The 14,219-nt window shown below is 65.7% G+C and carries 15 protein-coding genes; 8 read left to right on the top strand and 7 right to left on the bottom strand.

The genetic code is table 11. The features are described from left to right. The 4 genes from P24_RS19165 to P24_RS07370 form a co-directional block, all read left to right on the top strand. On the top strand, window positions 1-1,368 hold a 1,368-nt coding region (locus P24_RS19165; protein WP_008944074.1), incomplete at its 5' end, for a cadherin-like domain-containing protein. Beyond that, a complete protein-coding gene (locus P24_RS19160; protein ID WP_322095723.1) occupies window positions 1,278-1,796 on the top strand; it encodes a calcium-binding protein in 519 nt (172 codons plus the stop codon). The genes P24_RS19165 and P24_RS19160, both read left to right, overlap by 91 nt. 95 nt (window positions 1,797-1,891) lie before the next feature. Then, the gene (locus P24_RS07375) at window positions 1,892-2,155 is read left to right on the top strand and encodes a hypothetical protein (RefSeq protein WP_040706857.1); all 264 of its coding nucleotides are present in this window, start codon (window positions 1,892-1,894) and stop codon (window positions 2,153-2,155) included. 16 nt (window positions 2,156-2,171) lie between these two features. Next, window positions 2,172-3,065, top strand: a complete 894-nt coding sequence (locus P24_RS07370; RefSeq protein WP_008944072.1) for an NAD(P)-dependent oxidoreductase — start codon at window positions 2,172-2,174, stop codon at window positions 3,063-3,065. 197 nt (window positions 3,066-3,262) lie between these two features. Here the strand turns inward: P24_RS07370 and P24_RS07365 are convergent, their stop codons facing one another. Then, window positions 3,263-3,847, bottom strand: coding sequence for a TetR/AcrR family transcriptional regulator (locus P24_RS07365; protein WP_008944071.1), 585 nt, complete (start codon window positions 3,845-3,847; stop codon window positions 3,263-3,265). Between the two features lie 81 nt (window positions 3,848-3,928). On the opposite strand from P24_RS07365, the gene P24_RS07360 reads away from it, so the two are divergent. Beyond that, window positions 3,929-4,930, top strand: coding sequence for a saccharopine dehydrogenase NADP-binding domain-containing protein (locus P24_RS07360; protein WP_008944070.1), 1,002 nt, complete (start codon window positions 3,929-3,931; stop codon window positions 4,928-4,930). A gap of 18 nt (window positions 4,931-4,948) precedes the next feature. Here P24_RS07360 and P24_RS07355 read toward each other — a convergent pair whose 3' ends face one another. From P24_RS07355 to P24_RS07345, 3 genes are read right to left on the bottom strand one after another with little or no spacing between them, the layout of a single operon-like run. Continuing rightward, on the bottom strand, window positions 4,949-5,584 hold the full coding sequence (locus P24_RS07355) for a LysE family translocator (RefSeq protein WP_008944069.1): 636 nt from the start codon (window positions 5,582-5,584) through the stop codon (window positions 4,949-4,951). 24 nt (window positions 5,585-5,608) lie between these two features. Further along, entirely contained in the window at window positions 5,609-6,418 is an 810-nt protein-coding gene (locus tag P24_RS19155; RefSeq protein WP_008944068.1) for a GAF domain-containing protein, read from the bottom strand. A 17-nt stretch (window positions 6,419-6,435) separates the two neighbouring features. Then, window positions 6,436-6,876, bottom strand: coding sequence for a hypothetical protein (locus tag P24_RS07345; protein WP_008944067.1), 441 nt, complete (start codon window positions 6,874-6,876; stop codon window positions 6,436-6,438). A gap of 105 nt (window positions 6,877-6,981) precedes the next feature. On the opposite strand from P24_RS07345, the gene hemN reads away from it, so the two are divergent. From hemN to P24_RS07330, 3 genes are all read left to right on the top strand, one after another. Beyond that, window positions 6,982-8,331: an oxygen-independent coproporphyrinogen III oxidase gene (gene hemN, locus P24_RS07340; protein WP_008944066.1), complete on the top strand. Its 1,350-nt coding sequence runs from the start codon at window positions 6,982-6,984 to the stop codon at window positions 8,329-8,331. A gap of 37 nt (window positions 8,332-8,368) precedes the next feature. Then, on the top strand, window positions 8,369-8,845 hold the full coding sequence (locus tag P24_RS07335) for a YaiI/YqxD family protein (protein ID WP_008944065.1): 477 nt from the start codon (window positions 8,369-8,371) through the stop codon (window positions 8,843-8,845). A gap of 171 nt (window positions 8,846-9,016) precedes the next feature. Continuing rightward, window positions 9,017-11,083 (top strand): putative bifunctional diguanylate cyclase/phosphodiesterase, encoded by a 2,067-nt coding sequence (locus tag P24_RS07330; RefSeq protein ID WP_040706938.1) that lies wholly within the window; start codon window positions 9,017-9,019, stop codon window positions 11,081-11,083. A gap of 7 nt (window positions 11,084-11,090) precedes the next feature. Here the strand turns inward: P24_RS07330 and P24_RS07325 are convergent, their stop codons facing one another. The 3 genes from P24_RS07325 to P24_RS19150 are packed head-to-tail and all read right to left on the bottom strand — an operon-like array spanning window position 11,091 to window position 14,097. Next, window positions 11,091-12,251: an acyl-CoA dehydrogenase family protein gene (locus P24_RS07325; RefSeq protein ID WP_008944063.1), complete on the bottom strand. Its 1,161-nt coding sequence runs from the start codon at window positions 12,249-12,251 to the stop codon at window positions 11,091-11,093. A gap of 35 nt (window positions 12,252-12,286) precedes the next feature. Continuing rightward, window positions 12,287-13,711: an FAD-binding oxidoreductase gene (locus tag P24_RS07320; protein WP_008944062.1), complete on the bottom strand. Its 1,425-nt coding sequence runs from the start codon at window positions 13,709-13,711 to the stop codon at window positions 12,287-12,289. After that, entirely contained in the window at window positions 13,708-14,097 is a 390-nt protein-coding gene (locus P24_RS19150) for a cupin domain-containing protein (protein ID WP_008944061.1), read from the bottom strand. The genes P24_RS07320 and P24_RS19150 overlap by 4 nt, the downstream gene beginning before the upstream one ends. Between the last annotated feature and the right edge of the window lie 122 nt (window positions 14,098-14,219).

Genomic DNA, 14,219 nt, shown 5'->3' with positions numbered 1-14,219 from the left:
GGGGCGGATGCCGCGCTGTTCAACATTGATGGCAAGACCGGCGCCATCACCTTCAAGACCGTGCCGGACTTCGAGAACCCGTCCGATGACGGCAAGAACAATGTCTATGACATCAAGGTCACGGCCTCGGACGGCACGCTGACCAGCAGCGCACAGGACGTCACCATCACCGTGACCGACGACAATGACGCGCCGACCCTGGCGGCCAACAAGGGGGCCAGCGTCGAGACCGGCCAGACGGTGAAGATCACCACCGCGATGCTGAACGAGGGCGACCAGGATGATGACGGGGCGGACCTCACCTACACGCTGGAATTCGACCCCGAAGGCGGCGACCTGCTGCTGAGCGGCGTCACCCTGGCCGAGGGCGATCACTTCACCCAGCAGGACATCGACGATGGCAAGCTGAGCTTCAAGGCCGGCACGACCTCCGGCAGCTTCGGCTTCAGCTTCGACCTGGCGGATGACGACGACGCCTCCCTGAACGGTCAGGAATTCACCATCACGGTCATGACCCCGGCACCCGATACGCCCGCGACGCCGCCGATTGTGGTGACGCCGACGACCCCGACGACGCCGGGCACTGGCGGGACCGGCAACCAGGCGGAGACGATCACCAACAATGGCTCGACCCCGGGCTCGGCCGCGATCGTGCAGAACACCAACAATAACGGCAATGTCGTCACCGCGACCCTGCCGGGCAACACCACCATCCGTTCCGAAGGACCGACGCAGGCACAGACCAAGACCGACGCGCTGACCAGCCTGGTGACCTCGATTCAGGTACGCGGGTCCACCTCGGAGACGCAGCTGGTCGGTGGGGCGCAGACCTATCTGACCAACCTCGCGCAGACCACCACGCTGGACGTCCGGACCATCATCCCGACGACCACCGCCTCCTCGCTGTCCTCGCCGATCATCATCACCGGCACCAGTGCAGCGGAGGGGTCCACCCAGTCGGAGGCCTTCGTCATCGACCTGCGCAGCCTGCCCTCGGGCACCAACCTGCAGCTCGACAATATCGAGTTCGCCTCGATCATGGGGTCGGCCACCATCACTGGCGGCGCCGGCGAGAACTATGTCGTCGCGGACGAGAACAGCCAGTACATCATGCTGGGCGAGGATGACGATTATATCGATGGCGGTGCCGGCGACGATACGGTGGGCTCGGCCGGCGGCAACGACACGCTGCTCGGCGGGGCGGGCAATGACTCCGTCTTCGGCGGCCTGGGCGATGACAGCCTGGATGGCGGCGACGGCTTCGCGGCAACGACACGCTGCTCGGCGGGGCGGGCAATGACTCCGTCTTCGGCGGCCTGGGCGATGACAGCCTGGATGGCGGCGACGGCTTCGACACGCTGGACCTGACCGGCGGCGGCGCCAACTGGGCGCTGGGCGGCATGAATGCCGACACGGTCATGGGCGGCGCCGGCAATGACGAGCTGCGCGGCGGCAAGGGCCATGATTCCATCACCGGCGGGGCCGGCGATGACGTGCTCTATTCCGGCTTCGGCAACGACACGCTGACCGGCGGCGACGGCGCGGATGTCTTCATTTTGCGGGCCTATGACGCGGCCTTCGCCGATGCCATCCTCACCGCCACCGTGACCGACTTCCAGCAGGGCACGGACCATCTGGCGGTGGAGAATGCGACGCTGGCGGAACTGCAGGCGGCCATCGCCAGCCAGACCGTGACGGAGACCGGCGTGGTGATCGAGGTCGCAGGCGCAACCCTCACCTTCCTCGGCATCACACAGCTCACAACCGCCGATATCGACCAAGCCTTCTACGCCTGACCAGGCACGCCCTTCTATCGCCGATAGGAGGGCGCGCTCTTCCCGTCTGGAGCAAAGAAAGCACTCAAAGTGCTTACCGCCAGGACCTTGCCCTGTTGGTAGCAAGCACAGGCTTTGCCGGAAACATCTCCGTCACCATCGCCCGGAAGGAGTGCAGGGTCGGCGCCTCGTCGAGGCTGCGCACCCCGAAAATCTACCTGATGCCCTGCGTGGCGCTGGCCCAGTCCGAAGGATCGGTCATGATCTTCGCTGAGAGTTCCATCGCCACCGGCCTGATCCTGCTGGCCATCGCGCTGATGGGGTTTACCTTTCACTGCGAGATGCGCCGCCGCTCGGCGCGCCGACGTCAATTTTCCTGACTGGAGGATTTAGAGAATGGCTGAAAAAATCGGTTTCATCGGCCTGGGCGTGATGGGCAATGGCATGGCCCGCAACCTGCTGAAGGCAGGCTTCGACGTGACAGTATGGACACGCGACGCAGCGAAGGCTGAAACCTTCAAGGGCCTGGGTGCCTCGACCGCTGCCACACCAAAGGCGCTGGCCGCTGCCTGCAAGCTGGTGATCTCCTGCGTGCCCGATGCCGCCGCCGTGCACGGGATCGCGCTGGGCGAGGACGGGTTGGCAGCAGAGGGCTGGAAAGGCGGGCTGCTGGTCGATTGCTCGACCATCGCACCGTTCGAGGCGCAGGAGATCGCCACGTCCCTGAAAGAGGCGGGCGCCGATTTCCTGGATGCGCCGATCAGCGGCGGCAAGAAGGGCGCGGACGAGGGCACGCTGACCATCATGATCGGCGGCGAGGAAGCTGTGGTGGCGCGCGCACAACCCGCCTTCGCGGCGATGGGCAAGAACATCCACCATGTCGGTCCGCAGGGCGCCGGGCAGGCGCTGAAGGCCTGCAACCAGCTGATGGTGGCGGTGAATCTAATGGGCGTGTGCGAGGCGGTTGCCATCGCCCGTGCCGCCGGCATCGACCCGAAGGTGATGCGCGAGGTGGTTTCCACCGGTACCGGGCGCAGCGGCGTTCTGGAAGGGCACGGGCTGCGCTATCTGGAAGGCACGCTGCAGGGCGGCTTCCGCGCCGCGCTGATGAAAAAGGACCTCGGCATCGCGACCGCCGTCGGCGCGCATTACGGGCGTTATCAGCCGGCGGCCGGCCTCGCCCACCAGCTGATGACCGGCCTGTGCAATGCCGGTCATGCCGATCTCGACAATGCAGCGCTGGGCCTGCTCTACGACAAGCTGAACGGATGGCAGGGAGACGCCTCGTGACGCATCGCTTCCCGGTATCCGCGCTGCGCGGCCGACCTGTCGGCCAGCGGCATCAAGCTGCCGGACAATGTGATCCGCGACATTGATGAGGCGGCAAGGAGCGTCAGCCTGCCTGGCCTACTCACCGAAGCCTCCGCCACCGGCTGAGGGGAGCATGGCCGGTCACTCCCTTTTGCAGCGAGCGTCCTGACCAGTCTCTAAGGGGCCGCCAGCCGGCGTACCGCGCGCCGGACCAGTTCCGGGGCGTCCCTGTCATTCAGGCGCCCGCCGCTCATGAACACGCCATCGAAGAACAGCGCGATCCGCATGGCCTGTTCGTCGGCGTCAGTGCCTCCCTGTCCGGCGCAGAGCAGGGAGAGCCGGCGGAACATCTCCGCCTTGTGGGCGCGCGCGACGATGCGCGCCGGATGGCTTTCGTCCGCATATTCCGCCGCCAGATTGAGCTGCGGACAGCCGCGATAGCCGTCGCGCCGCACCCGATTGCCGATCCACAGACTCAGCCGGTCCAGCGCCTCCAGGCCGGACGCATCGCCGACGACCGCATCCCATTGCGCCCAGAACTCCGCGTCTTCCTTCTGCAGGAAGGCCTCGATCAGCGCGTCCTTGGTCTCGAAATGCCGGTAGATCGTCGTCTTGGCGATGCCGGACTCCGCCACGATCTGCTCCATGCCGACGGCGCGCACGCCATTGCGATAGAACAGCCCCGAGGCCGTTTCCAGGATCTGCGTCCTTACCCGGTCCGACCGGCTTTCTTGCCTTACATCAGGATGTGTCTTCGCCATGCGCCCATATTGACCGCGATACCGATCGGTGTCATTTTCAATATCGATACTGATCAGTATCGAAATAGAAAGGTGACTTTCATGACCGGGAAAACCATCGCGGTGCTGGGGGCAGGCGGCCATACCGGCCGCTTCGTCGTGGCGGAGCTGGAGCGGCGCGGCGTGACCGTTCGGCCCTTCACCCGCAGCAGCCATTTCACGCCCATCGGGCGCGAGGAAACGCCCTGCGCGGTGCTCGATTTCTCGCAGCCGGACGATCTGGCGCGCGCCCTGGCGGGAGCCGATGCCGTGATCAACTGCGCCGGCCCGTTCCTCGACACCGCCGAACCGGCCGTGGAGGCAGCGATCCGTGCCGGCATCCCCTATCTCGACCTCGCCGCCGAACAGGTGACCGCGCAACGGCTGTTCGAACGCTATGACGCACCGGCGCGCGCGGCTGGCATAACCATCCTGCCCGCCATGGCCTTCTTCGGCGGGCTGGCGGACCTTATCGCCTCATCGCTCGTGCAGCCTGCGGAGACTGTCGAACGGATCGACATCGCGGTGGGGCTGGACAGCTGGCACCCGACATCGGGCACGCGCCTGACCGGCAGGAAGAACACTTACCAGCGTTTGATCGTGCGCGACCATCAGCTGGTCACCGTCCCCGCGCCGCCGCCCGCAACCGACTGGGATTTCCCCGCGCCGCTCGGGGCGCAGCCCGTCACCTGCGTGCCGCTCAGCGAAATCATCCTGATCGCCCGGCATCTGAAGCCTGCCGCGATGACCAGCTATATGAACCTGAAGCCGCTCGCCGACCTGAAGGCCGCGGACAGCCCCGCCCCTGAAGCGGTCGATTCCCGTGGCCGGTCCGCGCAATCTTTCGTCATGGATGTTCGTGCGACGGTATCGGGGGAAACCCGCCGTGCAACGGCAAGCGGACAGGACATCTACGCCGTATCGGCGCCCCTGATCGTTGCCGCCTGTCTTCGCCTGCTGGAAGCGAACCAGCCACCCACCGGCGTCCGCGCGCCCGGCGAGCTGTTCGACGCCCGGCCTTTCCTGACGGCACTCTCGCCCGATATCGACGTCCGTTACTGGTAGATATCGGGCGGCGGGATATCACACCGCGCGGTTGGCCGTCGCCAGCACACCGCCGATGCCGATGAAGGTGGCGCCAGCCGCGCGGTTCACCATTTTCCCGTGGCGGTAGAGCCAGGGCGCGATGCGTTGCGCCGCGCCGGCCAGCACCAGCTCGTACAGGAACTCCACCACCGCGAAGGTGCCGCCCAGGATCACGAACTGCAGCGGCAGCGACACGCCGGGCACCATGAATTGCGGCAGGAAGGCCGCGAAGAAGATCAGCGCCTTCGGGTTCGAGGTGGCGACCAGAAAGCCTTGCAGAAACAGCGCCGCCGGCCCTTCCCGCCGCCCGCCGCTATCCGGCAGGTTCTCCGCCCGCACCGGGGCGGTCACCGGGGCGCGCCAGGTACGAATGCCGAGATAGACGAGATAGGCGGCGCCCAGCCATTTCGCAATGGTGAAGGCCTGTTCCGACGCCGCCAACAGCGCCCCCAGCCCGGCCATCGATACCGCAATCAGCAGCAGGAAGCCGGCGACACCACCCAGCAGCGTGGCGACCGACCGGCGCAGCCCGAAACGCATGCCATGGGTCAGCGCCAGCAGCCCGTTCGGTCCCGGCGTCAGCGACAGGCCGAAGGCCGCCACCAGATAGACCAGCCAATGCTCCAGCGTCATCCCCGGTGTCTCCCCTCGCAAGCCTCAATCGCGGCCAATCACAGCATAGCCGCCGGCATCGCGGTAGATGTCCAGCACGCATGTGCCGTCCGCGCCGGACAGGGTGAGCGATGTCATGCCTTCGGTATCCAGTTCGGGCGCGGACAACAGGCCAGCCGGCAGCCGCATCGGCTCCTCCGCCAGCCATGCCACCTCCGGGAAACGCATCGGCAGTGCGGTGAAGGCGGCATTGCGCGAACGCACCGCCCCCTCATCATCGGCCAGCGCGACAGGTGCTGACATGCTGTCCAGCACCGCCTCGAAGCGCAGCCGGGTCAGGCTTTCCCGGTCCAGCTGCAGGCGCAGCGCGCGGGCGGTGACTGCCTCCAGTGCCAGACTGGCAAGCGACGCCAGCAATTTCTGCTCCTGACTTCCGAAGGACTGACGCGGCTCCGGCGAGAGCAGGCAGACGGTGCCGATGGCATAGCCGCTGGGCAGCCAGACCGGCGCGCCGGCATAGAAGCGCAGGTACGGCGCCCCGGTAACGACCGGGTTGTCGTGGAACCGCTCGTCCTTGCTGGCGTCCAGAACGACGAAGGCCTCGCGGCCATGGATGGCATGCCCGCAGAAGGAGACCTCACGCGGGGTCTCCGGCACCCCAAGCCCGACCCTGGCCTTGAACCATTGCCGGTTTGCGTCGATCAGGCTGACCAGACAGGTCGGCACATCGAACAGCGCCTGGCCCAGCGTCACGATCTTCTCGAAGGCCTCTTCCGGCGGCGTGTCCAGCAGGCGCAGCTCGTGCAGGGCGGCCAGCCGGAACTCCTCATCGGCGGGTATCGCTGGTGGCTGCATGCGAAAGCCCTCCCCCCTTACGACCAGACTGCGAAACAGGAATGGATCAGACACACGCGAATCTGGTCGTTGGCGAAGGGCAGGACAAGCTGCTCGAACGGCAGGCTCCTGTCGCCCAGCCGCACGACCCCGCGCCGGCAATCCGGCTGGCGCGCATGACGCACGCCATGAAACACATTCACGATGGTCCCGCGCGTCGTCAGATGCGAGACCTTGGAGAAAGCGCGCCCCGCCTCGCACTGCGGGAACAGCATGCGCACCTCCCGGCCGACGAAGCGGAACACCGGCTCCGCATCGCCGCCGGGCAGCACCGCGCTCACCGTACTGTCCGCTGATGTCACCGGCGAGAAGGCATTATAGACACCGAGATGCGGCATGAGGCGCGGCCCGCGCAATTCGCACCAGTGCCGGTGGATTTCGCGCAGTTCAGGGGCAACGATATCGACCCATTTGATCATCGGTTTGATTTTATTCCTGAAATGCCTCTCCCCGGCAAGAACGATCCCGGCTCAAGCTTGATCCAGGTCAAGGTTGATGGTCTGCGGAGGGTGTAGCGTTACGGCATGATGACGCCCGATCTTCTCGCCAAATACGACCAGCCGGTGCCGCGCTACACCAGCTATCCCACGGCGCCGCATTTCCATGCCGGCATCGACGCGGCAGCCTATGGGGCCTGGCTGGAAACGCTCGACCCGGCACAGCCGCTGTCGCTCTATTTCCATGTCCCGTTCTGCGACAGCCTGTGCTGGTTCTGCGGCTGCCACACCCGCGTGGTGAACCGCTACGAGCCGGTCGCCACTTATTTCGATCTGCTAAAGCAGGAGATCGCGCTGGTCGCCAAACGGCTGGGACCGGGCCGCACCGTCAGCCACATGCATTTCGGCGGCGGCTCGCCCACCATGCTGATTCCCGACGATATCCGCCGGCTGGGCGATTTCGTCTGGGGCCTGTTCGACAAGGCGCCGGATGCGGAAGTTGCCGTGGAGATCGACCCGCGCGGTCTTTCCTACGAGACGGTGCGCGCCTTCGCCAGCATCGGCGTGAACCGCGCCAGCATTGGCGTGCAGGATGTGAACCGCGAGGTGCAGGAGGCGGTGAACCGCATCCAGCCGCTGTCCAGCACGGCGGAAGCCATGGCTGCCCTGCGTGCCGAAGGGGTGGACCGCATCAATATCGACCTGATGTACGGCCTGCCTTTCCAGACGGTTTCCCGCGTGCTGCACACGGTGGAGTGCATCCTGCCGCTGCGGCCGGACCGGCTGGCGGTGTTCGGCTATGCCCATGTGCCGCACATGAAGCCGCACATGAACCTGATCCCCGGCCACGCCCTGCCCGGCCGCGATGAGCGCTTCCGCCAGCAGCAAGCGATCGCCGACCTTCTGGTTGAAGCGGGCCATGTGCGCATCGGCCTCGATCATTTCGCGAAAGACAGCGACCCGCTGGTGGCAGCGCTGCAAGAAGGCAGGCTGCACCGCAATTTCCAGGGCTATACCGTCGATCCGGCGGAGGTGCTGATCGGCTTTGGCGCCTCGGCCATCGGTGCCCTGCCGCAAGGCTATGTCCAGAACGTCACGGCGATGCCGGAATACCGCAAGGCCATCGGCGAGGGCCGGCTGCCGGTCGCGCGCGGCATCGAACTGACAGCCGAAGACCGGCTGCGCCGCGCCATCATCGAACAGGTCATGTGCCATCTGCGCGTCGATCTGGCGGCGATGCAGCGCGAGGCCGGCCTGACGCTGGATCTGAGCGGCGAGAGAATAGCACTGGCGGCACTGGCAACGGATGGGCTGGTGCGGATCGAAGGCGAGGTACTGACCGTGCCGGAAGAGGCGCGGCCGCTGCTGCGCAGCGTCGCCTGTGTGTTCGATGCCTACCTCGCCACCGGCAAGGCAAAGCATTCCCGCGCCGTCTGACTTTGCCCCCGCGCAGCCTTGCCGTTATATCTGCGGCATGAGCGAGCCGAAAAAGCCCATCACCATCCATGTCGATGCCGACGCCTGCCCGGTGAAGGCGGAAATCTACCGCGTCGCGGAGCGCTATGGCGTGCCCGTCATCATCGTCGCCAACGATTATATCGCCGTACCGCCCAATCCGCTGTTCCGCCGCGTCGTCGTCGATGACGGATTCGATGCCGCCGACAACTGGATCGCCGAAAATGTCGGCACCGGCGATATCGTGGTCACCGCCGACGTGCCACTGGCCAGCCGCTGCGTGAAGGCTGGTGCCACGGTCATCGGCCCGAACGGCAAGCCGTTCAGCGAGGCCGCCATCGGCATGGCGCTGGCGACCCGCAACCTGATGACCGATCTGCGCGCCGCCGGCCAGGTCACCAGCGGCCCCCGGCCCTTCTCCGCGAAGGACCGTTCCAGCTTCCTCTCGGCCCTCGATCTGGCGATCAACCGGCTGCGGCGCGCCGGCCACGCCTGAAACTGTTTTCGGTTAAGGCCGCCTTAACCTCTTCGTGTCATATCTATTGATGAAAAGCGGTTCCGGTCCGCTCTGACCTGCGGCCGGCGCCATCGCCCCGATACCGTTTCCCCTGATCGAAGGCCCGCATCGACCGTGACGGAATTCATCCTGTCATTCCCGCAAGGCGCCATGCTGAACGGTAGCCACGATGCAGCCCTGGTTGCGTTGTCGGTGCTGGTCGCGGCGCTGGCCTCCTATACGACGCTGACGCTGTCGCAGCGCATCGTCGCCTCGGCGAAGGGCGGGCTGTGGCTGGCTGTCGGCGCACTGTCGATGGGGACCGGCATCTGGTCGATGCATTTCATCGGCATGCTGGCCTTCGACCTGCCGATTCCGTTGGGATACGACCTCGGGCTGACGCTGCTGTCGCTGGTGATCGCCACCGCCCTGTCTGGCTTTGCGCTGATGCAGATCCGCAGCCCGGAACTGCCGATGCGCCGGCTGCTGACCGCCGGCGTGCTGATGGGGCTGGCCATCGCCGCGATGCATTATGTCGGTATGGCGGCCATGCTGATGGCCCCCGGCATCGTCTATCAGCCGATCTATTTCGCGCTGTCCGTGCTCATCGCCATCGCTGCCGCGACCGCCGCCCTCTTTATCGCCTTTCATCTCAGCCGCCATCCGCACGGCCCGCTCCTGCTGTACCGGCTTGTCGCCGCCGGCATCATGGGGCTGGCCATCGCCAGCATGCATTACACCGGCATGCTGGCCGCCAACTTCCCGCTCGGCAGCATCTGCCTCGCCGCAGGCGACGACGCCCAGCCCTGGCTGGTCTGGACAGTCGCCATCACCTCCATCGTCGTGCTGGGCGGCACGCTGATCGCCGCCCTGTTCGACAGCCGGTACGAGGTCACCACCAACACGCTGAACGAATCCCTGCAGCAGGCGAATGAGGAGCTGATGCAGCTGGCGCTGACCGACCAGCTGACCGGCCTCGCCAACCGGTTCGTGCTGGTGGAGCGGCTGGAGCGTATTCTCGGGCGCTGCGCGCAGATCGGCGAAAGATGCGCCGTCCTGTTCATCGACATGGACAATTTCCGGCTGATCAATGCCTCGCTCAGCCATGCCGCCGGCGACGAAATCCTGCGGCAGCTGGCGGCGATTCTGCAGCAGAATTTTCCCGATGCCGGCGTCATCGCCCGCTTCAGCGGCGACAAGTTCGTCGTGGTGATCGAAAACCCCGGCGAGAATGCGCTGCTGATCCAGCATATCGACCAGTTCCGCAAGCGGCTCTGGCAGCCCCTTGTCCTGCGGGAGCGCGAGGTTGCGATCACCGTCAGCATCGGCATCACCGTCTTTCCCGCTGCCGAAGGCGACGCCAAGGCGCTGATCGGCCAGGCGGAAAAGGCGATGTACGAGGCCAAGGCGGAAGGCAGCAACCGCTTCCGCTTCTTCGAGAAGGCGATGCATGAAGCGGCGAACCGTGAGTTCGACCTGCTGCATGATTTGCGCCATGCCTTCGCCGAAGGCGGGCTGGAACTTTTCCTGCAACCAAAGGTCTGTGCCCGCGTCGGCGCCATACGCTCGGTCGAGGCGCTGATCCGCTGGAACCACCCGACGCGCGGCCTGCTGCTGCCAGGAGAGTTTCTCGGCATCGCGGAGCGTTTCGGCCTGCTGGGCGAGCTGGAAAGCTGGACCCTGACGGAGGCCTGCCGGATTCTGAGCATCTGGCGCGCCAGCGGATCGCTGCAGCGCAATCTCAGCCTGGCCGTGAATATTTCGCCCCTGCAGTTCCGCGATCCCGGCTTCGTCGACAGGGTGCTGCGGATTGTCCGGGACTATGATGTGGGACCGGGCAAGCTGATCCTGGAGATCACCGAACATTCCGCCATGCACGACCCGCTGGCGGCGGCGGCGGCGATGCGCCGGCTGACGGAGGCTGGCATCAGCTTCTCCATCGATGATTTCGGCACCGGCCATTCCTCGCTGGTGCAGCTGAAGCGCCTGCCCTTCGCGGAGCTGAAGATCGACCGCAGCTTCATCACCGATATCGCGCACAATGGCGAAGACCGGCAGATTGTCGAGGCCATCGTGCTGATCGCGCGGCAGTTCGGCCTGCGCGTGGTCGCGGAGGGTGTGGAGGACAAGGAGACGGCCACGCTGCTGGCCGACCTCGGCATCGATCTGCTGCAGGGCTTCGGCATTGCGAAACCGATGCCCTGCAGCCAGTTCGAGGCGATGGCCCTGGCGGCCTAGCGAAAAGCTAGCGCCGCTGGTCGAAGCGGCGGCCGACCAGGGCAGCGGCGATATTCACCTTCTGGATGTCGATGGCACCGCCGGCAATGCCCCAGCCCCAGCCATCGCGCATCTTCTGTTCCATCGGATACTCGCGCGAATAGCCATAGCCGCCCATCATCTGCACGGCGCTGCCGGTGACCTCGCGCACCATCTCGTTGGCGAAGCATTTGGCGATGGAACTTTCGCGGATCGAGGGCAGGCCGTTCTGCGCATTGATCACGGCGCGGTAGAGCAGCAGGCGTGCGGCATCCACCTTCATCGCCATCTCGGCGAGGCGCAGCTGCACCGCCTGGAAATCGACGATGGGCTTGCCGAACTGCTTGCGCTCCTGCGTGTAGTCCAGCACGTAATCGAGCGCACTCTGCGCGATGGCCAGGCTCATGGTGGCATTGCCGCAGCGTTCCAGATCGAACGCCTCCATCAGCTTGCGGAAGCCGCCGGCCGGCACGATCATGTTGGAGACCGGCACCTCGACATTGTCGAAATACATGTCGGCGCTGGTGATGCCGCGGAAGCCCATATGCCGCTCGCGCTTGCCGAAGCTGAAGCCTTTGCGCTCCTTCTCCACCAGCACCGCACCAATGCCCTTCGCCCCCGGCTCGTCCGAAAGGCGGGAATAGACGACATAGGCATCAGCATGCCCGGCACCGGAGCACCAGCGCTTCTGGCCGTTGAGGATGATCTTGTCGCCCTCGATGCGGCCGCGCGTGGTGAGGTCGGTCAGCGCGCTGCCGGCATCCGGCTCCGACATCGAGACGGCGACGATCATCTCGCCGGCGCAGACCTTCGGGATGATGCGCTGGCGCAGCTCCTCCGGCGCGAAATGCGCGATGGCGAGAATCGGGCCGAAGCAGGATTCGAACACCGGGAAGGCGACGGCGGGCGAGACCTTCGCCATCTCCTCCAGCACCAGCACGGCATCGAAATGCGTCATGCCGACGCCGCCATATTTCTCGTCGATATTCACGCCCAGCAGGCCGAGTTCGGCATAGCGCTTCACCACATCATGGCTTGGCGGCTCGTCCTCCTCCTCGACCTTGCGGGCGATCTCGACCAGCTCGGTCGTGGCGAAGCGACGCACCGTGTCGCGCAGCTTTTCCTGCTCTTCGGTCAGCGTGAAATCCATCCGGCGTTTCCTCTTTTTTGCGTTTTTTCGCAGCTTCAGAGCCGCAGCATTTTCCCAGGGTTCATGATGTTGTTCGGGTCGAGCGCCTTCTTCACGGCGCGCATCATGTCCATCTCGACCTCGGACTTGTACAGCTCCGCCTCCTCGCGGCGCAGCCGGCCGAGGCCATGTTCGGCGCTGATCGAGCCGTCCATCTCCGCCACGATGTCGTGGACGATGCGGTTCACCTTCTCGCGCTCGGCGGCGAAGGCGGCGCCGTCCCAGTCCTTCGGGGCAATCGGGTTGTAGTGGATGTTGCCGTCGCCGACATGGCCGAAGCCGCAGGGGCGGATGCCGGGATAGGCCTTCTCCAGCGCCGTATCGGCACGTTCGATGAACTCCGCGATGCGCGACAGCGGCACCGAGACATCATGCTTGATGCCCACGCCAGTCAGCTTCTGCGCCTCCGCCAGCTCCTCGCGGATCGCCCACAGCTTCTTCGACTGGTCGCCGGACGCAGCGATCACCGCATCGGGCACCAGCTCCTGCTCGATGGCCTCAGCCAGCGCCTCTTCCAGCGGCTCCTTCAGCGAGCCGGGGGCGCCCTGCCCGGTCACCTCGGTCAGCACATACCAGGAATGGATTTCGGCCAGCGGGTCCTCATGGCCATCCAGCGCGTCGAAAACGAAGTCGAGGCAGTTGCGCTGCAACAGTTCGAAGCTGGTGACCTGCTCGCCCAGCCGGCTGCGCATCAGCCCCAGCAGCTTCACCGCCGCATTGGGATCGGGCACGGCGACGAAGGCGGTCTGACTCTCGCGCGGCTTCGGGAACAGCCGCAGCACGGCCGCCGTGATGATGCCGATGCAGCCCTCGCCGCCGATGAACAGCTGCTTCATGTCGAAGCCGGTATTGTCCTTGCGCAAGCCACGCAGCCCGTTCCAGACGCGCCCGTCGGGCAGCACCACCTCCAGCCCCAGCACGAGGTTGCGGGCATTGCCATAGCGCAACACCTGGGTGCCGCCGGCATTGGTCGAGAGGTTGCCGCCGATCTGGCAGGAGCCTTCCGCGCCGAGGCTGAGCGGAAACAGCCGATCCATCTCCGCCGCCTTGTCCTGGATCGTGGTCAGCACCACGCCCGCTTCCACCGTCATGGTGTCGTTCAGCGTATCGACCGCGCGGATGCGGTTCATCCGGGCGGTGGAGACCACCACCTCCAGCCCGCCCGCATGTGGCTGCCCGCCGCCGGTCAGGCCGGTATTGCCGCCCTGCGGCACGATGGGCACGCCGGCTGCCGCGCAGAGCTTCACGATCTCCGCGACCTCCGCGGTCGAGGCCGGGCGCAGCACCAGTGGCGTGTCGCCCCGCCAGCCATCGCGCCAGGACACGCAATAGGGCTCCATATCAGCCGGATTATCGATATAGCCGGCCGGGCCGACGATTTTCTTCAGGCGGTCCAGAATATCGGCGGTCGGTTTGGTCATGCGCTCGCTTTCTTCATCGGCGGCAAAGGTTCTTCGGCGCGGGGCTGCAGGGGCGGGCTGTAGAGCACGATCAGCTTCAGCGTCTTCTCCCCGATCACCTTCACCGCATGCATCACACGTGGCGGAATGCGGATGACGGTGCCCGGCCCGCAGACCTGCATCGGATCGTCGCCCAGCGTCACCTCGCATTCGCCTTCCAGCACGTAGATAATCTGGTGTTCGTCCGCATGGTCGTGCGGATCGGCGGTGCCTCCGGGTTCCAGCTCGCCCAGGATCATCTCGAAGCTGCCGCAGAAATCGCGCTCCACCAGCCGCACATTGCGGGTACGCGAATGGCCGGGCGGCGCGTAAGCCGCCAGCTCCGAGAGATGTTCGATCAGTTTCATGGGTTCCTCCCGGCTCTTTCTTGTTCTGCGCGCCGATTGTAGCGCCTGCCCCGTTTGGAACAACCGCGACAAACCACGCACGACCGGCGGTTTTCTTTCCCTTGCCGGCGATGGCGGCTATC

The sequence above is a fragment of the Oceanibaculum indicum P24 genome (genome assembly GCF_000299935.1).
Taxonomy (GTDB): domain Bacteria; phylum Pseudomonadota; class Alphaproteobacteria; order Oceanibaculales; family Oceanibaculaceae; genus Oceanibaculum; species Oceanibaculum indicum.
This window is presented reverse-complemented; position numbering and strand designations above follow the sequence as displayed.

Coding starts and splice junctions, on each gene's coding strand:
- P24_RS07365 (WP_008944071.1), bottom strand. CDS start 3,847: ATGGCGAAGACACATCCTGATGTAAGGCAAGAAAGCCGGTCGGACCGG.
- P24_RS07345 (WP_008944067.1), bottom strand. CDS start 6,876: ATGATCAAATGGGTCGATATCGTTGCCCCTGAACTGCGCGAAATCCAC.
- P24_RS19155 (WP_008944068.1), bottom strand. CDS start 6,418: ATGCAGCCACCAGCGATACCCGCCGATGAGGAGTTCCGGCTGGCCGCC.
- P24_RS07325 (WP_008944063.1), bottom strand. CDS start 12,251: ATGGATTTCACGCTGACCGAAGAGCAGGAAAAGCTGCGCGACACGGTG.
- hemN (WP_008944066.1), top strand. CDS start 6,982: ATGATGACGCCCGATCTTCTCGCCAAATACGACCAGCCGGTGCCGCGC.
- P24_RS07330 (WP_040706938.1), top strand. CDS start 9,017: ATGCTGAACGGTAGCCACGATGCAGCCCTGGTTGCGTTGTCGGTGCTG.
- P24_RS07320 (WP_008944062.1), bottom strand. CDS start 13,711: ATGACCAAACCGACCGCCGATATTCTGGACCGCCTGAAGAAAATCGTC.
- P24_RS07360 (WP_008944070.1), top strand. CDS start 3,929: ATGACCGGGAAAACCATCGCGGTGCTGGGGGCAGGCGGCCATACCGGC.
- P24_RS07335 (WP_008944065.1), top strand. CDS start 8,369: ATGAGCGAGCCGAAAAAGCCCATCACCATCCATGTCGATGCCGACGCC.
- P24_RS07355 (WP_008944069.1), bottom strand. CDS start 5,584: ATGACGCTGGAGCATTGGCTGGTCTATCTGGTGGCGGCCTTCGGCCTG.
- P24_RS19150 (WP_008944061.1), bottom strand. CDS start 14,097: ATGAAACTGATCGAACATCTCTCGGAGCTGGCGGCTTACGCGCCGCCC.
- P24_RS07370 (WP_008944072.1), top strand. CDS start 2,172: ATGGCTGAAAAAATCGGTTTCATCGGCCTGGGCGTGATGGGCAATGGC.